Source organism: Bacillus sp. S2(2024) (assembly GCF_050474045.1).
Taxonomy (GTDB): domain Bacteria; phylum Bacillota; class Bacilli; order Bacillales; family Bacillaceae_G; genus Bacillus_A; species Bacillus_A yunxiaonensis.
The window spans coordinates 3076666-3098796 of sequence record NZ_JBFLUS010000003.1; the positions used below are offsets into that span (position 1 = coordinate 3076666).

General features: G+C 35.7%; 25 protein-coding genes. 8 read left to right on the forward strand and 17 right to left on the reverse strand.

Annotated elements, in window-relative coordinates; translation table 11 throughout:
• Window positions 1-36 precede the first annotated feature (36 nt).
• A complete protein-coding gene (locus AB1284_RS15450; RefSeq protein ID WP_429754445.1) occupies window positions 37-1329 on the reverse strand; it encodes a diguanylate cyclase domain-containing protein in 1293 nt (430 codons plus the stop codon).
• A 352-nt stretch (window positions 1330-1681) separates the two neighbouring features.
• On the opposite strand from AB1284_RS15450, the gene AB1284_RS15455 reads away from it, so the two are divergent.
• The 3 genes from AB1284_RS15455 to AB1284_RS15465 all read left to right on the forward strand — a co-directional run bounded on the left by AB1284_RS15455 (window position 1682) and on the right by AB1284_RS15465 (window position 3258).
• Window positions 1682-2299 (forward strand): nitroreductase family protein, encoded by a 618-nt coding sequence (locus AB1284_RS15455; protein ID WP_429754034.1) that lies wholly within the window; start codon window positions 1682-1684, stop codon window positions 2297-2299.
• Window positions 2300-2489: 190 nt separating this feature from the next.
• Window positions 2490-2708 (forward strand): hypothetical protein, encoded by a 219-nt coding sequence (locus AB1284_RS15460; RefSeq protein ID WP_336481465.1) that lies wholly within the window; start codon window positions 2490-2492, stop codon window positions 2706-2708.
• A 226-nt stretch (window positions 2709-2934) separates the two neighbouring features.
• Entirely contained in the window at window positions 2935-3258 is a 324-nt protein-coding gene (locus tag AB1284_RS15465) for a DUF3915 family protein (RefSeq protein ID WP_429754033.1), read from the forward strand.
• 141 nt (window positions 3259-3399) lie between these two features.
• Here the strand turns inward: AB1284_RS15465 and ptsP are convergent, their stop codons facing one another.
• From ptsP to glcT, 4 genes are all read right to left on the reverse strand, one after another.
• Window positions 3400-5112: a phosphoenolpyruvate--protein phosphotransferase gene (gene ptsP / locus AB1284_RS15470; RefSeq protein ID WP_429754032.1), complete on the reverse strand. Its 1713-nt coding sequence runs from the start codon at window positions 5110-5112 to the stop codon at window positions 3400-3402.
• A complete protein-coding gene (ptsH, locus tag AB1284_RS15475) occupies window positions 5112-5375 on the reverse strand; it encodes a phosphocarrier protein HPr (RefSeq protein WP_020059386.1) in 264 nt (87 codons plus the stop codon). The genes ptsP and ptsH overlap by 1 nt, the downstream gene beginning before the upstream one ends.
• 136 nt (window positions 5376-5511) lie before the next feature.
• A complete protein-coding gene (gene ptsG / locus AB1284_RS15480; RefSeq protein ID WP_429754031.1) occupies window positions 5512-7572 on the reverse strand; it encodes a glucose-specific PTS transporter subunit IIBC in 2061 nt (686 codons plus the stop codon).
• Between the two features lie 335 nt (window positions 7573-7907).
• Window positions 7908-8756 (reverse strand): glucose PTS transporter transcription antiterminator GlcT, encoded by an 849-nt coding sequence (gene glcT, locus AB1284_RS15485; protein ID WP_429754030.1) that lies wholly within the window; start codon window positions 8754-8756, stop codon window positions 7908-7910.
• Between the two features lie 165 nt (window positions 8757-8921).
• Between glcT and AB1284_RS15490 the strand changes: the two genes are divergently transcribed.
• Entirely contained in the window at window positions 8922-9737 is an 816-nt protein-coding gene (locus AB1284_RS15490) for an HAD family hydrolase (RefSeq protein ID WP_429754029.1), read from the forward strand.
• Window positions 9738-9871: 134 nt separating this feature from the next.
• On the opposite strand, the gene phnF is transcribed toward AB1284_RS15490, so the two are convergent.
• Genes phnF through nagA form a run of 3 tightly spaced genes read right to left on the reverse strand, consistent with a single transcriptional unit; the run spans window position 9872 to window position 12468 of the window.
• Window positions 9872-10603, reverse strand: coding sequence for a phosphonate metabolism transcriptional regulator PhnF (gene phnF / locus AB1284_RS15495; RefSeq protein WP_429754028.1), 732 nt, complete (start codon window positions 10601-10603; stop codon window positions 9872-9874).
• Window positions 10533-11321 carry a glucosamine-6-phosphate deaminase gene (locus tag AB1284_RS15500; RefSeq protein WP_429754027.1) on the reverse strand — a complete coding sequence of 263 codons (789 nt, stop codon included), beginning with the start codon at window positions 11319-11321 and terminating at the stop codon, window positions 10533-10535. Before AB1284_RS15500 ends, phnF begins: the two co-directional genes overlap by 71 nt.
• A gap of 4 nt (window positions 11322-11325) precedes the next feature.
• A complete protein-coding gene (gene nagA, locus AB1284_RS15505) occupies window positions 11326-12468 on the reverse strand; it encodes an N-acetylglucosamine-6-phosphate deacetylase (RefSeq protein ID WP_429754444.1) in 1143 nt (380 codons plus the stop codon).
• A 192-nt stretch (window positions 12469-12660) separates the two neighbouring features.
• On the opposite strand from nagA, the gene AB1284_RS15510 reads away from it, so the two are divergent.
• Complete coding sequence (locus tag AB1284_RS15510; protein WP_429754026.1) at window positions 12661-13137, forward strand: hypothetical protein; 477 nt, start codon at window positions 12661-12663, stop codon at window positions 13135-13137.
• 58 nt (window positions 13138-13195) lie between these two features.
• On the opposite strand, the gene AB1284_RS15515 is transcribed toward AB1284_RS15510, so the two are convergent.
• The 3 genes from AB1284_RS15515 to AB1284_RS15525 all read right to left on the reverse strand — a co-directional run bounded on the left by AB1284_RS15515 (window position 13196) and on the right by AB1284_RS15525 (window position 15567).
• On the reverse strand, window positions 13196-14098 hold the full coding sequence (locus tag AB1284_RS15515) for a ComEC/Rec2 family competence protein (RefSeq protein ID WP_429754025.1): 903 nt from the start codon (window positions 14096-14098) through the stop codon (window positions 13196-13198).
• Between the two features lie 76 nt (window positions 14099-14174).
• Window positions 14175-14747, reverse strand: coding sequence for an SMC-Scp complex subunit ScpB (gene scpB, locus AB1284_RS15520; protein WP_429754024.1), 573 nt, complete (start codon window positions 14745-14747; stop codon window positions 14175-14177).
• Between the two features lie 88 nt (window positions 14748-14835).
• Entirely contained in the window at window positions 14836-15567 is a 732-nt protein-coding gene (locus tag AB1284_RS15525) for a segregation/condensation protein A (protein WP_429754023.1), read from the reverse strand.
• Between the two features lie 169 nt (window positions 15568-15736).
• Between AB1284_RS15525 and AB1284_RS15530 the strand changes: the two genes are divergently transcribed.
• Both AB1284_RS15530 and AB1284_RS15535 read left to right on the forward strand, forming a co-directional pair.
• Entirely contained in the window at window positions 15737-15832 is a 96-nt protein-coding gene (locus tag AB1284_RS15530; protein ID WP_336481478.1) for a YjcZ family sporulation protein, read from the forward strand.
• A 114-nt stretch (window positions 15833-15946) separates the two neighbouring features.
• Window positions 15947-16465 (forward strand): DUF309 domain-containing protein, encoded by a 519-nt coding sequence (locus AB1284_RS15535; RefSeq protein ID WP_429754022.1) that lies wholly within the window; start codon window positions 15947-15949, stop codon window positions 16463-16465.
• Window positions 16466-16635: 170 nt separating this feature from the next.
• On the opposite strand, the gene AB1284_RS15540 is transcribed toward AB1284_RS15535, so the two are convergent.
• Together AB1284_RS15540 and AB1284_RS15545 are read right to left on the reverse strand one after the other, a co-directional pair.
• Complete coding sequence (locus AB1284_RS15540) at window positions 16636-17001, reverse strand: GNAT family N-acetyltransferase (RefSeq protein WP_429754021.1); 366 nt, start codon at window positions 16999-17001, stop codon at window positions 16636-16638.
• A gap of 309 nt (window positions 17002-17310) precedes the next feature.
• The gene (locus tag AB1284_RS15545; protein WP_429754020.1) at window positions 17311-17748 is read right to left on the reverse strand and encodes a peptidylprolyl isomerase; all 438 of its coding nucleotides are present in this window, start codon (window positions 17746-17748) and stop codon (window positions 17311-17313) included.
• A gap of 208 nt (window positions 17749-17956) precedes the next feature.
• Here AB1284_RS15545 and AB1284_RS15550 point away from each other — a divergent pair, with 208 nt between their 5' ends.
• Window positions 17957-18823 carry a DUF1002 domain-containing protein gene (locus tag AB1284_RS15550; RefSeq protein ID WP_429754019.1) on the forward strand — a complete coding sequence of 289 codons (867 nt, stop codon included), beginning with the start codon at window positions 17957-17959 and terminating at the stop codon, window positions 18821-18823.
• A gap of 26 nt (window positions 18824-18849) precedes the next feature.
• On the opposite strand, the gene AB1284_RS15555 is transcribed toward AB1284_RS15550, so the two are convergent.
• The 4 genes from AB1284_RS15555 to spoVAE form a co-directional block, all read right to left on the reverse strand.
• A complete protein-coding gene (locus AB1284_RS15555) occupies window positions 18850-19656 on the reverse strand; it encodes an HAD family hydrolase (RefSeq protein ID WP_429754443.1) in 807 nt (268 codons plus the stop codon).
• Window positions 19657-19746: 90 nt separating this feature from the next.
• Window positions 19747-21219 (reverse strand): spore germination protein, encoded by a 1473-nt coding sequence (locus AB1284_RS15560; protein WP_429754018.1) that lies wholly within the window; start codon window positions 21217-21219, stop codon window positions 19747-19749.
• A complete protein-coding gene (locus AB1284_RS15565; RefSeq protein WP_429754017.1) occupies window positions 21197-21775 on the reverse strand; it encodes a stage V sporulation protein AE in 579 nt (192 codons plus the stop codon). Before AB1284_RS15565 ends, AB1284_RS15560 begins: the two co-directional genes overlap by 23 nt.
• Before the next feature lie 5 nt (window positions 21776-21780).
• Entirely contained in the window at window positions 21781-22131 is a 351-nt protein-coding gene (gene spoVAE / locus AB1284_RS15570; protein WP_429754016.1) for a stage V sporulation protein AE, read from the reverse strand.

Sequence of the window (22131 nt, forward strand, 5' to 3'; positions counted from 1 at the left end):
TAAAAAAAAATCGCAACAATTTGTTGCGAAAAAGTGTTACATTTTTTCTTTTCTATATAAACACACTTGATTTTTCCCCTTGTTTTTCGCTTCATATAATGCAATACGTGCTCGATGCATCAATATTTCTTTCGTAATTCCATTTTCGTATGCAGCAACACCAAAGCTTGCTGTGATCTTTGAAATTCCAGAAAATTTTTTTGTTTCGATAAAAAAACGAAGTGATTCTGCAATTTGAAATGCTTCTTTTTCTGTTGTATGAGACAAAAAAATAATAAATTCTTCTCCATCCCACCGAGCAAAAACATGATGCGGCTGTAATTTTGCTGTCACAAGTTCTGCTAGTTGTGACAATGCTAAATCTCCAAAATCATGACCATATGTGTCATTTACCTTTTTGAAATCATCAAGATCAAATAGAATAAGAGCAAATGATTGACTCATTCGTATAGCAGTTTCCCAACCTTGTGAAAATAGTCTTTGAAACTTCAACTGATTATAAATATTTGTTAAGGAATCAATGGTCGCTAAACGCTCTTGCTCTTTATATTCTTCTTCTAATTCTGTAATATCTGTACATGTAACGATGAATCTCGATACATCATCCGGCAAAGGAGCAATACGTAACAAGAACACAGTTGCTTCTTCAGCGTCGTTATACATTTTGATTTTTCTTGATTGCGTTAAGCAATCATCAATCCACATCATATCATTTTCTGCAATATAATACCCGTTCTCCCTTGCAAAATGTTCAACAAATGTCATGTGATCCTCATGATATGACATAAGATCTTCATATCCGAAGAAACGTAAAAAATTTGTATTGCAATCTATAATTTCATCATCTTCTAGAATAAACAACAAATCATTCTGAAAATCAAATATCATTTGAAGTAGCTCTTGTTGTAATATAACTTGTTTTAATAGTGACAACTCATACACACTCTTTTGCACTTCAGCAAGTATAGATTGAGGCGTAATTGGAGGCAATACAATATTTCGCACCCCAAGTTTAATAAGGTCAACAAATTGAGATGTAACTTGTTCACTCCATACAATGATAAAAGAAATATCTGAAGTAAATAATTCTTTTACAAATTCGACTTGGGAAGAATGAGAAATATATATAATTACGATTTGTGGTTGAACTTTTTCAAACAATATTTTCCCTTCCTTAAAATCATGTGCTAAAAACAAGCACTTTGGCTTTAACGCTGCTACTGTATGTTCTTGATTATGACCTTCTTCAATATACAATACATTCATATCGAGATCCTGTAATACATTTTGAAAAACTGTATGTTCTAATAAAAAATGCAGAATGTTCACCACTAGGCTTTCACTCACTTCATTTATCTCATTCTTACAAGCTTAAGAACCCCCTTACGATAGAGTAATAGAGTTCGTCACTTATAAGAACTTGATTTGTTCGACAACCCATCACATGGCAGTTTCACGTTATATAAACCTCTTGAAGTCCTGTATCATCTTTTTATTGTATGACAACAATAAGTGAGGCGTTTGTGCGAATATCTTCTTTTATTCCTATCTTTTTTTAAACACTTGACAATATAACTACATATATTATATTCTTTTACAGTACATACTTACAAAATGTAAGTTAAGAACATTTTTACATTCGTCTCATTTATAAATAGAAACAAAGCTTGGAGGAATTATAATGACACAGCAAGATTTCTTTACTGTTTTATACGAACGTACATCTAATCGTGCTTTCAATCCTGAAAAAGAAATTTCAAAAGAGGAACTATATAATATTTTAAAAGCTGCTGGTCAAGCACCATCAGCATGGAATTTACAACACTGGAAATTTCTTGTATTCCAAGGTGAAGAAGTACAACGCCGCTTACATCCAATTGCATATAACCAGCAACAAATTCTTGATGCATCTGCAGTTGTCGCTATATTAGGTGACTTAGAAGCAAATAAAAATGTTGATGCTGTATACGGCCCACTTGTAGAACAAGGACTTATGCAAGAAGAAGCAAAAAATCGTTTGGCACAAAACATTGAAGGTGCATATCAACGTGAACAATACCCACGTGATGCTGCATTCTCTAATGCATCTTTAGCAGCAATGCAACTTATGCTTGCAGCAAAAGCAACTGGTTGGGACACATGTGCAATTGGCGGTTTTAACCCGCAAGCATTAATGGAAGAGTTTAATGTGTCTTCTCGTTACCTTCCAATTATGCTAATTACAATTGGCGAATCTACATTAGCGGGGCATCCAGCACCACGCATGAGCGTAGAACAAGTAACAGAATGGGCAAAATAAAGTAAAACTGCCCGCGAATAGCAGGATAAAAGACGAAGGGATTTTCCTTCGTCTTTTTTAATCCACATCTATAGCAAGCCAGTAATTATCACTACTTTATCCAGCTACTCAAAGGATAGAATCTAAAGATGCTTTTTTGTTACAATTATGATACAATAGTAACAAATTGATAACAAGTGAGGGATTTTCGTTGAATTTATATGGAAGCTTTATCGCGATATTGTGCTACCTAGTCACAGTACTGCTTCTGTACTTCGTTGGAGATATGACAAATATTGCGATGCTACAGTTTTCAAAAGAAACAGCGCTTCAGTCCGAAATTGGTCAGCATGCTTCTCGATCTGTTGCACCACTACTATTAGCACTTCCTGTGTATATCATTGTTTTATATAAAAGCAAAAAAATATAAAGACTGCCTTTAAAAAAGAGGCAGTCTTTTTTATTTCCATACCAGCTTTTTGTCCAAACTCTCATTTCCCTCTTCTCATATGTTATAAGAAGAATCGCAACAGTCTACCTAAAACATTTATTCTTTTCCTACAAAATAGGAAAAAATCTTTTAAAAAAATCTGCAATGTGTCCAAACAAAGCATGTACCTAGAGCATATCTTATTAATGTGAAGGGGGTGAGAATTATGTTCGGATGTTTCGGATTTGATGGCTGCGATCGCCGCAGCGGTGTACGCAGCAACCGCTGTGTACGCAGCGACCGCCGTAGCTTTAAACGCAACGACTGCCGTACTGGTCATAGAAATCGTTTTTGCAACGTTCTTAGAAATGTTTCAATTGGTACTCGAATCGCTCAATTAATAGTAAGAAATAATGGTACTTTCACTAACGTTGTATTTGAAGGCTTCTCAAATGGCGTAGCACTTTTCTCAGGAGCTACTGCAGGTGTAGGAACAACAGGTGGTTTATTACGTGTTTGCCCAGAAGATGTTGTAGCTATCGTTATCTAATAGAAGTCATTACCTTCCAGGAAAGCTATCGCTTTCCTGGTTTTATTTATTTTGTACTTGCGAGAAAAAATATCTACCTAGAAAATTTTTTACGTTATAAAAAAACCTGAGACCGATTTCACTCAGCTCAGGGTTTTTTCATTAAATGCCTTTTACAAGTTCTACTACTTCTTCAGCAGTTGACATGTTTACAGCTTTTTGTGCTAACTCTTCCATTTGTGCTTTTGAAAGCTTGCGAATTTGCGTTCTCGCTGGAAGAATAGATGTTGCACTCATACTAAATTCATCTAATCCTAATCCAACTAATAGCGGAATTGCTAGAGCATCTCCTGCCATTTCACCGCACATACCAGCCCATTTCCCTTCTTTATGAGCTGCATCAATAACCATTTTTACAAGACGTAAAATTGCTGGGTTATATGGTTGGTATAGGTAAGATACGCGTTCATTCATACGATCCGCTGCCATTGTGTATTGAATTAAATCATTTGTTCCGATAGAGAAGAAATCTACTTCTTTTGCAAATTGATCAGCTAACACCGCAGAAGCTGGGATTTCTACCATCATACCAACTTCAATGCTATCAGACACTACTGTACCAGCTTGCACAAGTTTTTCTTTTTCTTCTAATAAAATTGCTTTCGCTTGACGGAATTCATCAAGAGTTGCAATCATCGGGAACATAATTTTCAAGTTACCATATACACTTGCACGAAGTAATGCACGTAGTTGTGTACGGAACATATCTTGTTCTTCTAAGCATAGGCGAATTGCACGGTAGCCTAAGAACGGGTTCATTTCTTTTGGTAAATGTAAGTATGGAAGTTCTTTATCGCCGCCAATATCAAGTGTACGAACAACAACTGGCTGACCTTCTCCTACACCTTCAAGAACAGATTTGTATGCTTCAAATTGCTCTTCTTCTGTTGGAAGGTTGTCACGGCCCATGTACAAGAATTCTGTACGATATAGACCAACACCTTCACCACCATTGTCAATAATACCTTTTACATCTTTTGGTGTACCGATGTTTGCTACAAGTTCAACATGGTGGCCATCCGCTGTAACTGTCGCTTCATTCTTTAATTTTGCCCATTCTGCTTTTTGCTCTTCAAATTGTGCTTTCTTTTCTTCATAAACACGAAGAGTTTCTTCAGATGGATCTACAATTACTTCTCCATCTAAACCGTCGATGATTACGATATCACCGTTTTGGATTTGCTCCATAACAACTTTTGTACCAACAACAGCTGGGATTTCCATTGAACGAGCCATAATTGCAGAGTGAGATGTACGTCCGCCAATATCAGTTGTGAAACCTTTTGCATATTTACGATTTAACTGTGCTGTATCAGACGGTGTTAAATCTTCTGCAATGATGATTACTTCTTCAGAAATTGTACTAGGATTTGAGAAGTTAATTCCAAGTAAGTGTGCAATAACACGCTTTGTCACGTCACGAATATCCGCTGCACGTTCTTTCATATACTCATTATCCATGCTCTCAAACATAGTAATGAACATTGATGCAACTTCATCCATCGCAAATTCAGCGTTTACTTTTTCGTTTTTTACTTTATCTTTTACTGGATTTACTAGTTCTGGATCATTTAATACTAGTAAATGTGCTTCAAAGATAGCTGCTTTATCAGCACCAAGCTCAGCAAAAGCGTGATTTTTAATTGCTTCTAATTCAGATTTTGATTTCCCAAGCGCAGCTTCTAAGCGTGCGATTTCCGCAGCTTCATCCGTAATCGTTTTCTTTTCAATGTTAAATTCAGGATTTTCTAGACGGAACGCCTTTGCAATTGCAATACCACTTGACGCGGCGATTCCTTTAATGTTAAGAGTCATTATTCTCCTAATCCTTCGTTTTTCATAGTTTCTTCGATAGCTGCTACTGCTTGAGCTGCATCATCACCGTTTGCAGTGATTTTGATTTCTGCGCCTTGTTGAATACCTAAAGACATAACACCCATGATTGATTTTAAGTTTACAGTTTTTCCATTATACTCTAAGTTAATATCAGCACCAAATTTGCTTGCAGTATTTACAAGTAAAGTTGCTGGACGAGCATGAATTCCTGAGTCGCTAGTTACTTTAAAGATTTTTTCCATAATAATCTATCTCCTTTAAACTACAGTATATTTTAGGTTGTATAGACGTTAGCACTACACACTCTATTGTATATAATAGGCAATGTTCGGTCAACTACATCGCCTATTATAATTATAAACATTTTGCGTCTAAATTTTACTGAATGTCAATAACGCTTGTCTCACCTTTCTTGACATTACCTTGCTTTTTGATTTCAACTTTCTGTCCTTCTTGTAAGTTTGTGAAAACAATTGGCGTAATAATAGAAGGCGCATTTTCTTTTACAAACGCTATATCTACTTTTAATAAAGATTGGCCTTGCGTTACTTTATCTCCTTGAGAAACTAGCGCTTCAAAGCCTTCTCCATTCAATTTCACTGTATCAATACCGAAATGAATTAAAATTTCTTTTCCGCCTTCTGATTGAATACCGATTGCATGTTTTGTTGGGAATACGTTCACAATTTCACCATTTACCGGAGATACTACTGTACCTTCCGTTGGCTCGATTGCAAAGCCATCTCCCATCATTTTTCCAGAAAACACTTGGTCCGGCACTTCTGTAATCGGTAAAATTTTACCTTCAATCGGAATCGCAATTACTTCATTTACATCTACTTTTTGTACAGGCTCTTCTACTTTTGCAGGCGCTTCTTTTGGAACATGCACTGCACGACCTGCCATAATATCTTGAATTTGTGATTTTAACGTATCAGATTTTGGGCCAAAAATCGCTTGAATATTGTTACCAACCTCAAGAACACCTGCTGCTCCAAGCTCTTTTAAACGATCTTTATTTACATCCTTTTGATCCTTTACTTGAACACGTAAACGTGTAATACAAGCATCTAAAGAACCAATGTTTTCTTTTCCGCCAAGTGCTACTAAAATTTCACCTGGAAGCTCGCCTGCTTCTACTTTTTCTGCCCCATCAGTGTCTTCTACTACCTCACGACCTGGTGTTTTTAAATCCCATTTACGAATCGCAAAACGGAAACCGAAGTAGTAAATTACTGCTAATACAAGACCAACAATAATTACCCACCACCAAGCGGTACGGCCTGGTAAGACACCAAATAGCATAAAGTCAATAAAACCACCTGAGAATGTCATCCCAATTTTAACACCTAAAATTTGCATAGTCATAAATGACAAACCAGCAAACACAGCATGTATTCCAAACAATACAGGTGCTACGAATAAGAATGAGAACTCAATCGGTTCTGTAATACCTGTTAAGAAAGATGTTAACGCAGCAGACCCTAAAATACCAGCTGCCATTTTTTTGTTTTCCGGACGTGCTTCATGATACATTGCTAATGCTGCTGCTGGAAGACCGAACATCATGAACGGATATTTCCCTGTTGTAAATGTACCAGCTGTTAATGCGACACCGTCTTTTAATTGTGCCATGAAAATCTTTTGGTCACCGTGAATAATTTCACCCGCCGAGTTTGTATATTGACCAAACTCAAACCAAAATGGTGCATAGAAAATATGATGTAGTCCAAACGGAATTAAAGAACGCTCAATTAAACCAAATATAAATGCCGCTAATGTTTTATTTGTATCAATCATTTGATGCGAAAATGCATTCAAGCCGCCTTGAATTGGTGGCCAAACAAAGCACATTAGAATCCCTAAAAGTAAAGAGAATGTTGCTGTTGCAATTGGCACGAAACGTTTACCAGCAAAGAATCCTAAATATGGTGGCAATTCGATGTTGTAGTATTTGTTATAGCAATATGCTGCTAATATCCCTACAATAATACCACCAAACACTCCGGTTTGAAGTGTTGGAATACCTAATACATTTGCATAAGAGGGATCTGTAAAACCAGTTTTAACTGGAACTTTATCACTTACAATTGTAACGAATTTGTCTACTCCTAAGAAGACGCTCATCGTTTTGTTCATAATTAAATATCCAACGAAGGCTGCTAATCCAGCTACTCCGTCTCCGTTTGCTAACCCGATAGCAACCCCTACTGCGAATAATAATGCAAGGTTTGCGAAAATAATATCCCCAGATTGTTCCATAATTTTTGCTACTTGAACAAACCAGTCTGCTTTTAAAGCAGGGATTATATTTGTTAACTGTGGATTTTGAAATGCATTACCAAATCCAAGTAAAATACCTGCCGCCGGAAGGATAGCAACTGGAAGCATTAATGCTTTTCCGACTTTTTGAAGAACACCAAAAATCTTTTTAAACATTTGGATTCTTCCTCCCTTTCTTTTTTATTTTTACTTTCGGCAAATGCAAAAAGGCATGAGTTAAAAAAAGGTAGAAAATAGCTATCAAGGAGTAGTATGTCCCTTTCAATAGCTACCATTCCAACCTCTTCTTCACTCATGCCTGATCGAATCAGTAACACGTGTCGAATCGTAATGAAATAAGTGCGATATTCAGTTCACGCAAACGTTTCCGTTTATCGATACGCAAAATTTGTCGAAAGTAATAACTTTCTGTAAGTTTATTATACATAAGTCATGTAAGCGATTCAACAACTTTTTTTAACGTTTACATTTTCGACAAAATCAAACAATTCCTATACTTGTTCTACCTTCACAAGGCGCTGTAAATGCATCGTTAAATAAATTGTTTCCGCTTCATACACAGGCAATTGCAATTGTTTTTGCATTACTTTAACAAGCTTCCATGCCAAATTATAGCACTCTGGAAATTCAGCTTTTAATAGGGCTGCAAAATGTTGTGATTCTTCCACTTGTTCACCATTTTTCACACGTTCAATTGCGTATTGCAAATGCCGAACAAGACGTAAATAATGAATGCTCTCTTTATCTAACACGATCTGTAAATTTGCTTCAATTAAAGAGATGAGATGAGCAATCAATTTAGAATTTTGATTAATAGAAGACACTTCAGAGTTTGTAATAGAGCTATAGATATGCAATGCGATAAATCCAATCTCCCCTTCTGGAAGATGAATATTTAAACGAGAGTTAATTAATTCTACAACTTCCTCTGCAATTTTATATTCGTTTGGATACAGTACTTTTGTTTCTACTAAAAATGGATTATCTACTGTAAATCCTTGCTTTAATCGCTTAATAGCAAAAGCAATATGATCCGTTAAAGCAATATGAATATGCTCATTTAACGGTGTAGCTACTCGATCTTGAATATAAAACATAAGATCATTCATTAATTCAATTAACTTCTCACTCACATGCGGAACAAGAAGTTTATATTGTTCACGCTCACGTTCATTTGTTAACACAAACATTTTTTCAATCTGTTCTACTTCTAACATTTCTTTTGCTTTTTTGCCAAACCCAATTCCTTTTCCAATAACAACTACTTCTTCATGTTCTGGATGGCCAGCAATAATAACGTTATTATTTAAAACTTTTTTAATTTCGAGACAATTATTCATTCAACACCACCCTTGCACGTAAAAAGGTCTTCTTTCATGTTACAGAACAATCTTATTTTTCGTCAATGTAAAACATCTACCATTTTGAAAATGTCGTTTTTTAGACATGATTGTATGAGATGCGTATAATGTAATGATATACGCCTAGTAGAAAGGAGCAACACCATGATTAAAATGTTCATAAGCGATATTGATGGCACAATGATGCAACACGGAGGTGTAATCAATGAACAAGATATAGAGGCACTGCGTAGCCTTGCTGACCAAAATATAATCCTTTGTTTCGCTTCTGGAAGACTTGATAATGAAATTGCCGAGTTAATGAACAAAGTTGATATGAACTTTCATCGTATTAGTGTAAATGGTGTATTTGTATATACACACGAAAATAAACAATTGCTATCAGCAACATTTGATTCTACTATTTTACCAGAGCTATTGTCTATAACAAATAAAGAACCATTCTTTCGCTATGTAAGTGATGAATATAATTATTATATTGAGGAAAAAACACCGTTTATTCATGAGCTCGAGAAGCAAATAAAAATGACTTCCGTTGCAGAACCAAATTTGCTCGAAAAAATCGATAAGACAATTTTCCCGAATAAAATTTCAATTGGGGGTACCAAAGAAGATTTAGTTACTCTTCAAAAACAAATTGATGAAACTTTTAAAGGAAAAATAAGCACCTTTATTTCTGCCGAGCAGTGTTTAGATGTGATGCCACCTAACATTAGTAAAGGTTCTGCTATTTCTGTCTTATTAGAGGAATTTAACATTCACCCTAATGAAATAGCTTGTATTGGTGATTCTTACAATGATATCCCAATGTTTGCTTTAACACCTCATAGCTTTGCGATGGCGGGCGCAGATGATGAAGTCAGACAACACGCAACTCATACAGTTTCTTCTGTTAAAGATGCGATTGAATATGTTCTTCATTATAATGAAGAACATAAAAATACGACTCACTCCCTATAAGGATGAGTCGCATTTTTATCCCTCTATTCGCGAGGAGTAAAAAGCCGATTGGTGAGAGCTTTCCATCAGTGGGATTTTCTTCATCCCCACTGATGGAAGTTTCACTTAATTTCACTCCATAAAACATTATTTTCCTATTTATTGCGTGAAATATTTGTAATAAACTTATAGCGATCTCCTCTGTAAATACATTTTACGTATTCCAGCGGTAACTCACCTTCTGCATACGACCATTGTCTCATTACAAGCACAGGTGCTTTCTTTGGAATATGAAGATGCTCAGCCTCTTCATCCGTTGCAATAGATGCTTCAATAGATTGCGTAGCACGAACTAGCTTAAAACCTAGTTTTTTTTCTAAATGCTCATACAATGATTGCTGCAAAATTTCTTCGTTAATATCTTTTACAAGAGATGGTGACAAATACGTTGTCTCAAACGCAATTGGTTCTTCATCAGCTAAGCGAATACGTCTCACTTCATAAACTGATTCTCCCTCTTGAATTCTAAGTCTGTCTGCTACTTTAGCAGTAGCCGGAACAAGGCAAAAGCTTAATAACTCACTACTAGGTTCCATTCCACGAGAGAGCATATCCTCTGTAAATCCAGTCATGCCTTGCAGCTTTTGTTCAACTTTCGGAAGTTGTACAAAAGTTCCAATTCCACGCTTTCGGTATAAATATCCTTGTTCAACTAAGTTATTAATTGCCTGTCTGATTGTCATTCGACTTACTTCAAACTTATCACATAATTCATTTTCAGATGGAATTTTATCTCCCGGCTTCCATTCACCGTCTTCAATTAGTTGTTTCACCCACTCTTGAATCTGATAATAGATCGGAAATGGTGAATACTTGTCGATGTTCATCAGCAATCGCCTCACTGCATAAAGATAGAGCTTCTTGATCTGCGATTACGGTTACATTTGGATGACGTTGTAAAACTGTAGCCGGACAACCTTCGTTTACGTTCCCTTGTAGCATTTCCTTAATCGCTTCTGCTTTTTTCAAGCCAGAAACAACAAGTAAAATTTGCTTCGCTTTCATAATGCTACCAATTCCCATTGTAATGGCATGAGTTGGCACATCTTCTTCTTTTTCGAAGAAACGACGGTTTGCTTGACGAGTAGATTCTGTTAACTCAACAATGTGAGTTGCAGAATCAAGTGGTGTTCCCGGCTCATTAAATCCGATGTGACCGTTTTCACCGATTCCAAGAATTTGCAAATCAACTGGATTGGCATCAATAATGTTTTCATAACGTTTACATTCCTGTTGTAAATCGCCTGCCATTCCATTTGGTACATAAGTTTTTTTAAATGGAAGATGATCAAACAACTGTTCTTGCATAAAATAATGATAGCTGTTTTTGTCTTCGTGTGGTAAATGTACGTACTCATCTAAGTTTACAGTGGTTACACGGCTTGTATCAAGTTTATTTTTTCTCATTAATGCATAAATCCCTAATGGAGAGCTTCCTGTAGCCATTCCTAGCACTGGATTTTCTTTTGATTTTACAATTTCTTCAATTATTTTATAGCCTGCTTCTGCTAATTCTTCTGGAGTTTTTACAACAAGGATATTCATCTATTTACTTCCCTTCTTTCATATGGATTCCTAATCGAACGGTATCATATACATGTAAATCTTCTGTCATAACAACAAAATCTGCATCTTTACCTACCGCTAATGCACCTTTGTTATTTAATCCAAATTCTTCCGCTTGGTTAACCGATGTCATAAGTACAGCATCCTCAATTGAACATCCTGTAAATTCAATTACATTTCGGAACGCTTGGTCCATTTTCAAAATACTACCAGCTAATGTTCCATCTTCTAATCGAGCACTACCATCTTTTACATGTACAGGCTGTCCGCCAAGTTCATATAATCCATCTTCTAGACCCTTTGCACGCATTGCGTCAGTAATAACACTTACTTTTTTAGGACCTTTTAATTTATATGCCAATTTCACCATGTCTGGATGAATATGAATACCATCTGTAATCACTTCAACCATTACGTCTGGGTTTAATAACACATGACCAACTACACCCGGCTCCCGATGATGCAAACCACGCATTTGATTATAAAGGTGTGTTGCATGTGTAAAATTTCTACCTGTTAATTGCTTATCAGTTGCATCTGTATGTCCGATTGTACCGATAACACCAGTTTCTGCGAGGTATTGTTCAAACTCACGCGCCCCTTCTTCTTCAGGAGCATATGTTACCAGTTTAATTAAATTTCCACTTGTTTCTTGCCATTGTTTAAATTGTTTAATATTTGCAGGAACAATGTATTCAAGCGGCTGTGCACCTGCTCGTTTTTTTGAAACGTACGGGCCTTCTAAATGAATATATTCAATATGTGCACCTTTTCCCTTTGCTTCTTTTGCAGCACTTAGAGCTGCTTCAATTGCTTCAGGAGACTGCGTCATTGTTGTTGGAAAGAAAGTTGTAACTCCTTCTTGTAACATCTGTTTACCGAGAGTTACTAACCCATCGCTATTTGCATCCATTGCATCAATATCGTATCCACCGTGAATATGAACATCAATCATTCCTGGAATTACAATATTCCCTTTTATATCATGAATCTCTTCATTTTCTTGTGGTACATACTGAGCCATCAATCCCAGTTCTTGAATTTGATCTGTATAACGAATAAAACCGTTTTCTAGCACTTCATGACCTGTATAAATTTTGGCATTGATGACAACTTGCGTTTTCATTTCCATCGATCCTTTCCCATATAATACTACTTGTATTATTACCTATTTGCCTATTTTCATCATAATATATACACGAGTAGTTGTCTATACAATATAGATAAATTTTTGATAAAAGAAACAGGTAATTCACTTTTCTTCTCTAATTATAATATATAACATTCATTTTATTCAAAAGGAGAGATTAATAATCTCATGAAGAAATCCGCAATTATTTCATTCACTATCTTTATAACAGTAGTTCTTATTGGCTGTGGAACGTATTATATTATGATGAAAATGAATATATCTAAACAAGTCTCAACACCTCCAGAACCTCCAAAAGATGCTCAAACTGCAACTATTTACAAATCAATTCATAAAAAGCATGAATTACTAAACAAATTGGTCTGTTATGACCAATATAAAAACTGGACCCCTTCCTCTTCTTTATGGACTGAGCATGATGCTACCTTAAAACAAATTGAAGAACAATTCTTACAATACACACCGTCAGTTGAAGGGGATTTACAAAAAGACTTTCAAAATATTGTTTCTTACACGAAACAAGCCCGTAAAGAGAAAAAAGCAACTACACTTGTAGAAATACATCGTGTTATGCATGACTTAGATATTTTATTAAACGGATATCAAGAAAAGCTTTGGAACGTTACTGTATATAAACGTAATTAACTATATTTGTAACTTCAGCAACTTATATACCCGCTGCTGAAGTTAGCTGATACATACACTATTTTAACAACGGTAAAGGTAACTGATGCTGAATAACAATACGCTCTCCATCTGTCTCAATTTCAACATCATGTTTTACTGTAGTATATACAGTAATGCCATGCCGATATAGTCGTTTCATCACACTTCGATGTGGATGACCATACGGATTCTTTTTATCATATGAAATAACAGCAAACTGCGGTGCAACAGCCGTTATAAATTTTTCACTCGTTGATGTATACGAGCCGTGATGACCAACTTTCAATACATCTGCATGTACATCATATCGTTTTATCATTTCTTCCTCTGTATTTGTATCTGCATCTCCCATAAATAAAAAATCAGCCTTACCATAACGAATTTTCAATACAATAGAGGATTCATTATTTTCTCGCTTCGCTTTCCCATCATTTAACACTTGAATAGAAATATGAGGATCTAGAGGGATATATTGCTTTTCTTTTACTCGTAAAAATGGTACACCTCTTTTTTTAATACTTCTTATGTACGTATGATATGTAAATGAACTATATAGTTTTCCACTATCTAACACAAGTGAAACTGGCATTTGTTCAATAATTGGAATTAATCCCCCGATATGATCCATGTCAGGATGCGTACCAATAACAACATCTAAACGCTTAATCCCTTTTTTAATTAATGTATCAATAATAGGCTCTCCTGCTTCATACGGTCCACCATCAATTAAAATTGTTTTCCCGTTCGGTAAAGAAATAATTGTTGCATCCCCTTGCCCAACTTTTAAAAAGTTTACAGTCATCTTACCTAAATGCGTACGCTGACTTGAAAAGGAAGAAGCCGTATGTATAGAATTATGCTGACGTATAGGGGATGCACTATTTAAAGTTATACATAATACAATTGAAAATAGAAAAAGAGCGATACGCACATCTTTCATACACCTTCTCCTTTTTCTATTTAGTATGACGCAGCTTTCATTTCATATACAAAAAGCTTGGCAAAATGCCAAGCTTTCACTTCGAAATTTCTTGTAAAGAACCAAAGAATAAATCCGCTTCATTCATTCCTTCGCCCTCTTCTGATAAAGCAGGTAATTCATCTAATGTTTGTAATGCAAATGTATCTAAAAACTCTTTTGTTGTGCCGTACAAAATGGGACGTCCTGGTCCTTCTGCACGCCCTACTTCTTTAATTAACAAATGAGACACAAGTGTTTGCAAAGCGCGATCTGTTTTTACACCGCGAATCTCTTCGATTTCTGTTCTCGTAATTGGCTGACGATAAGCAACAATTGCTAATGTTTCTAATGCCGCTTGCGATAAAGATGCAGCTGTTGGTGCATCCATCAATTTTTGATAATACGAGGCGTGTTCTTTCTTCGTTGTAAAACGATACACCTTTGCAAATTGAACAATTTGCAAGCCTCGTTGCAACTGCTCATATTCCGTCTGTAATTCCTCTACAAGCTCTATTACAGCTTTCACTTCTATTTCTAACACTTTTGCGATTTGTTCCGGATAAATCCCTTCATCACCTGCTACAAACAGCAGTCCTTCTATAACTGCCTTTTGTTCTTGTCTATCCAACGATAAAAGCTCCTTTCTCACATTCCTTGTATCCATATACATCATAAAGACCGAACAACAATATATTGCGTTCGGCCAAACTGTATAACTATGATTTCAATAAGAAAATCTCATCAAAATTATGCTCTTGCTCAATGACAATTTGCTGATGTTTCATAAGCTCTAAAATTGCTAAAAATGTAACAACAACAATTTCCCGGTCGTCATCTGCAAATAAATCATAAAAACTTTGACGACCTCCCGCCATTTCTAATTGTTTTAAAACATCACCCATTCGTTGTTCAATCGGGATCTCTTGCCGAGCAACTGTAGCTGTTACCGGACGTTGTATTTTCTTTCGACGCATTAGCTTTTGAAATGCTGCTAGCATATCATATAGCGTAACATCAATCGGCAGCTTTTCATCATCCTCTTTTTGAAACATCATAAAATCAAGAGGCGGGCGTGTATATAGCTGTGCTCGTTCTTGTTCTTTTTCTTTTAATTGGGTAGCGGCTTGCTTATATTTCTTATACTCAATCAGGCGTTCCATTAACTCTTGCCGAGGATCTTCTATAAATTCTTCACTGCTATCCTGTTCATCTTCTTCATGCTTTGGAAGTAACATTTTACTTTTAATTTGTAATAGCGTCGCGGCCATAACTAAATATTCACTTGCAACATCAAGCTGCAATTCTTTCATCGCATGGATATATGATAAATATTGTTCTGTAATTTCCGCTACAGGAATGTTATATATATCAATTTCATAACGATTAATTAAATGTAATAACAAATCTAAAGGGCCCTCAAATGCCTCAACTTTAAAATTATATTGCACAAATCATCCCACCACATTTTTTCTGTCACTCCATAAGTATAGAGCATACTCATACACTATCCAACCTTTTTCAGAAATTTAATCAAAAATAGACGTATACCTATGCCACAATGCCCATCGTGTTCATATGATAACAGTGTAATGAGTACATTGTAGGAGGTTACAAACTATGGGAGGACATATTGGAGGTTTCCACGGCGGATTCGCTCTACTCGTTGTCTTGTTTATTTTATTAATTATTGTCGGTGCAGCTTGCTTCTGTTAACTGACATAAAGCGACTAGAACAATCTCTAGTCGCTTTATATTTATCCCCACTGTTGAAAGTTTCACTTTATGATACACTATATATGTACGCTGCTTAGAATAGGAGTGAAAAGCATGTATCATGAAGCATACATACAGTTTTTAATTCATTTTCATAGTGATTACGACTACTTTGAATGTCACGAAATTTTAGAAGAACATTGGAAAACAAAACCTCGCGGAGAACGTGAGCAACATTGGGTAGGTCTCATTCAAATTGCCGTTGCTTTATATCATCATAGACGTTGTAATTGGAATGGCGCTCAGCGAATGATGAAGAGCGCGCTCTTCATTTTACAAAATGAAAAACAACACATAGAAGCTTTAGATTTAGACTATCCCAACCTATTATTGCTCCTTGAGGAACGACTGCACATCATTCAAAATCATAAACCTTATACAGCACTATTTCTTCCTTTTTCTAATCCGAATCTAGAAAACATATGCATACAATTATGTAAAAACAAAGGACTTTCTTGGAAAGATACTTCTTCTACTCCAAATGACGATATTATTCATAAACATTCTCGCCGCAATCGTGAAGATGTGATTGCTGAACGAAATGTGCAATTACAAAAAAGAAAGCAGAGATAACATTATCTCTGCTTTTATCCTGCTACTTTTGAACAGTAAAATCTCAACCTCAAAATTCAGAAAAAAGAAAGAAAATAGGGTGGAGATAACTACGGGCATACGCCCAATTGGTGAGAGCTTTCCCTCAGTGATGGATGAAAATAATCCCCACTGAAGAAAGTTTCACTTTATTAATGCACATTATGTTCGACTTCTTTGCATTTCTCACAAAAGCCAGAAGTTTGTTCATTGCCGCATATCGTAACATTCGGCAGCATTGTTTGTAATTCTTGTACCATTTTTGTTCCAATTCCCACGTGACGATGCGAAGGGTTCACACTAATATGCTGAATTTCTAATACATCTTCATCTTGTTTTACCGTACCAATAATCCCAACAATAGCATCGTCCTCTTTCCATAAATAGAGCTGCCAATTATCATTTTTTTCATAATCCTTCATCGTTGCTTGTAAACGTTTTATATCTTTTTCCATTGGCATAAAAGAAAGAAGTCCCATTGCAATTTTTTCATAACTTTTTTTAAAACGAATTAACATGAAATTTATCCCTTCTTACAAAAGTTACAAATCATATATCCCCTAAACCAGCAATTTAAATCTTACATCATGTCTATTTTACAATATTTCTAATTAGCTGAGAAGGGTTGCCCAAAAACAACTTTATAATCATACAAAGAGGGAAAGAGGAAGTCAAATATAGATATTCTGTTTATAATAATATTGTCCGCATTTAGCTTAAATGGTACATAAAAACATAAATTCTCCCATACGTATCTTTTACCGCTCTTAACTTACACATTCCTTTTTTACAAAAAAAGAGAGAGCATTTTGCTCCCTCCTCACATTTTACTCTTCCCAAACTTTAACTTCTTTCATAACATCGCCTTGACGCATATTTAATACTGGCTCAATACCACTTGTTACCTTTCCAAATACAGTATGAACACCATCTAAATGCGGTTGTGGTTCATGTACAATAAAGAACTGGCTTCCTCCAGTATTTCTTCCTGCATGTGCCATAGAAAGTGCGCCTACACCGTGTTTATGAGGGTTTCCATCTGTTTCGCAAGGAATGGAGTAGCCAGGACCACCTGCTCCTGTTCCTGTTGGATCGCCACCTTGGCTTACAAAGCCAGGAATTACTCTGTGGAACGTAACACCATTATAAAAGCCTTCGTTTGCTAGTTTTTTAAAGTTATCTACTGTTTTTGGTGCTTCTTCTGGGAAAAATTCTAGTTCGATTTTTTCACCGTTTTCCATTAATATGTATCCTAAAGTTTTCATGTATAATAAGCTCCTTTCAACAATCTCAGCCTTATATTACCACAATCACTGTAATAAACAAAAATATTATTGCAAAAACCTTTATAAAATCCGACAATCCTGCTGTTTCTTTAACAAATCAATCTGAAGACGGATGACAAATACAGAAAATATACTATAATTACTTTGTTGCCCGAAAATTTTAGAAAGAGAAAGGGAGCGATTTTTCGTGAAAACGAAACTATTAGCGCTGCTATTAGCTATGATGGTCTTTTTAATTCCAACAGCTTCATATGCAGACGTGATTGAGGGAGAGTCTATTGTTACATTAGGAGAAAATTTAACAGAGCAGCAAAAACAACAGCTTCTTGAAGAAATGAAAGCGCCAAAAGATGCACAAATTATTACGGTATCAAATGCGGAAGAACATAAATATTTAGATGGAATTGTACCAAACGCACAAATCGGCACAAAAGCAATTTCTTCTTCTATGATTACGTATACAAAAAAAGGATCTGGTCTTGTTGTACAAGCACATAATATTAATTGGGTAACGGATGCAATGTATACTAACGCATTAATTACAGCAGGTGTAAAAGATGCGAATATACACATTACAGCACCATTTAAAGTATCAGGAACTGCAGCTTTAACAGGTTTAATGAAAGCTTACGAAACAACATCGAAAAAAGAAATTCCAGACGAAGTAAAAAAAGTGGCAAACGAAGAAATGGTTCAAACTGCAAAACTTGGTGACCAAATCGGGAATGATAAAGCTGTACAACTTGTTGCGAACGTTAAACAAGAAATAGCAAAAGAACAGCCAAAAACAACAGAAGATTTACGTTCACTCATTAAAAAGGTTGCAGATCAACTTGGAATTACATTAACTGATGAACAACTCAATAACTTAGTAGCACTCTTTGAAAAAATGAAAAATTTAAATATTGATTGGAATCAAGTTAGTAACCAATTAAATAAAGCAAAAGACCATGTTTCCGCGTTTCTAGGTTCTGAACAAGGTCAAGGCTTTTTAGAAAAGCTAAAAGGTGTATTCTCTAGCTTTATTGACTTTATTAAATCACTATTTAACTAAAAAAAGCTCGTCATTGACGAGCTTTTTTATGCTAACAATGGAAGTTTCATAATTGCTTCTTCTACAGAACGAACAACATGATTCGCTTTTTCTTTTACATATGGATGAGCATGATGCAACGTAAAAGAATGCGGCGTCACAGAAAACATTGAAACATCATTAAAAGAATCCCCAATGCACGCTACTTCAGGTGCCTCTACTTGTAAGTGTTCCATTAAAATTTGCAGCGCACTTCCTTTACTAATTCCAACTGGCATAATATCCACATATCTCTTTCCTGAAATCACTACTTCTGCTTTGCCTCGAAACTTGTTTCGCAGCTCTTCATCTAACATTGTAACTTTTGCTTCTTCTCCATATACAAATAATTTTGAGGGATGAATAGTTTGTCCAAACTCTTCCTCTAATGTCTCCACTTCTGCGATTTTCACTTGAATAGATTCTTCAAACATACGATGATGCTCATTTTTCTTTTTCGTATATCGGTGCTCCTTCGCACATACAATATCCGCCATCTCTTTTTCATGTATATATTTATATATTTCCCGGGCAATTTCACCATTAAAAGTCGATTCGTGGAGCTTTTCCCCTTCTTTCGTTAATAAGACCGCACCATTTAACCCTGTTGTATAATAAGGGAAAGCGAATTGCTTCACAGCATCATGAATACGATGAGTAAAACGGCCAGAAGCAAAACAAATATCCGTTCCCTTCTCTGCCAGCCAGCATAATGCTTTTTCATCCTCTCGATGAATCCGGTTCACATTATAAACGAGTGTATCATCTAAATCACTCACAAATAACTTAATCATGTAATCTCCCCTTCCATACAACATATGTACTTCTAGTGTACAAAAGAAATGTTATGTTTTTGTTAAAAACATATAAATTTATAATAAAAATGAGCAGAAGTTTCCTTCTACTCATTTTTGTCGTCTTTTATCTTGTGGATGAACTATACTTGGACGCACTTTCAAATTAGGAATAGACGGTCGAATCAAAATTTTCACGAATGCTCCCCAATCAAATGGAAGAAACGGCCAAAGATATGGTGTTTGCAAACTTTTAGTCGATGCTAAAAATAAAATTAACAATGTCATTCCAATAACAAATCCTGTATCTCCAAATATAGCTATACATACGATGAGGAATAATTTAGCAATTTTATTCCCTAATCCTAATTCATAACTTGGCGTTGCAAATAATCCAATCATAGAAATGGCAGTATATAGAATAACTTCTGGTACAAATAGACCGACATCAATTGCTATTTGACCAATTAATATAGCTGAAATTAACCCGGCTGCTGATGACAATGGTGTTGGTGTATGAATAGATGCCAGTCGCAAAAATTCCAATCCTACTTCTGCTAAAATAATTTGCAAGAAAATTGGTAAATTTGTCGTTTTATTTGGTCCAATAAACGCAAGTTTTTCTGGCAATAAAGTAGGATCAAGTACAAACGCAAGCCAAAGTGGTAATAAAAACAGTGAAAACAATAGTCCAATAAATCGAGTCCAACGTAAAAACGTTCCGACAGCTGGATTTTGCCGAAACTCCTCAGCATGCTGTACATGATGAAAGTATGTTGTTGGTGTAATAATTACGCTAGGAGAAGTATCTGTCAATAGCAAAACATGTCCTTCTAGCAAATGATTCGCAGCAACGTCTGGTCTTTCTGTATATCGAATAAGTGGAAAAGGATTATATCCTTGTTTAACAAGGAACTCTTCAATGGTTTTATCAGCCATCGTCACACCATCGATTTGAATACTTTCTAACTCTTGCTTTATTATTTTCACTAAGTCTGGATTCGCAATATCTTGTATATATGCGATACAAGTATCAGTTTTTGATCGGTCACCTACCCGCATCATCTCATACCGCAAGCGAGGATCACGAATACGCCGCCGAATAAGACCCGTATTCACAATAATATTTTCAACAAATCCATCGCGGGCCCCTCTAACAACTTTCTCTGTATCCGGCTCTGTCGGAGTTCGTCCCGGATAACTACGAACATCTATTACAAATGCTTCTGTTTCTCCCTCAACAAAAATAACGATTAAACCTGACAAAACCTGAAATATAACATCTTCCATCGTCTTTATTTTACTTACTTGCTGATGAATAAGACGATTTTCTAACAGCTTTACAGTATTGTCTTCATACCTTTGTATTTCATTCGTATCAACAACCTCATCCAAAATGTGTATAATGAAGTTTGAATCACATAAACCGTTCACATAGAAAACACCAATTTCTTTATCTAAAATTTGAAATTTACGAATTCCCACATCAAACGTAACCCCAAGTCCAACCGTTTGTTTTAAATAATTTTCATTATCGCTTAAAAATGAAGAAATTGGTATACTAGTCTTTTTTTGATTGGTCATAAAACCCACTCCTTTCTAAAATTACTTGAATTGCTTTTTTTGTAATCGGTGATCCACGCTTGCAGTCATCATTTCCGCGCATTTTTCCAATATCCCCAATTCCAACAATAATGGGAACATGTAGTTCATCTAAACAGTAAACGGTATCACCATTAATCCTTCCTATTTCAACATCCGCTAACCCAAACTTATCAACACCATATTCGGTTAACCGTCCTTCCCGATCGATGCTTACATCAACGCGGGCCCATTCCCAATGATGTGTATTAGAGGCGACAGCTAATACGCCAAGCACATCAATTTGTTTATTTGTTGCTACATATTTTAGTGCTTTTTCTCCTGAACCTTCTCCAATATATCCACTATCATCAAACATAACAAAAACTGGGTCATGTGGTGTTTGCATGATAAGCTCAACAATCTTTCTCCCTGTTAATTTCGTTGGATTACTTTGCGATGCCGAAATACATCGTCCCCCAAACTCCTTTGATAGTAACTCGATTGTTCGCTGTGCATATTCATCTCCGTCTGTCACCAAAATAACCCGTCTTCTCATCTTGTTTATCCTTTCGGTTTAAAAATAAGTGCTGCTAAAAATGCAAATAAAATTGATGCTGAAATTCCAACAGATGTTAACTTAAACATTCCCATTCCAATCCCAAGATAACCATGCTTTTCTGCAGCTTCCATCGCACCATGCAATAAAGAATGACCAAAACTTGTAATAGGAACAGTTGCTCCTGCTCCTGCAAACTGAATCAATTTATCATAAATTCCAAATCCATCTAAAATAGCGCCAGCTACTACGAAGATTGCCATAACGTGTGCAGGTGTTAATTTTGTAAAATCTAACAGTAGTTGTCCGATGACACAAATCGCACCTCCAACTACAAACGCATATATAAATTCCAC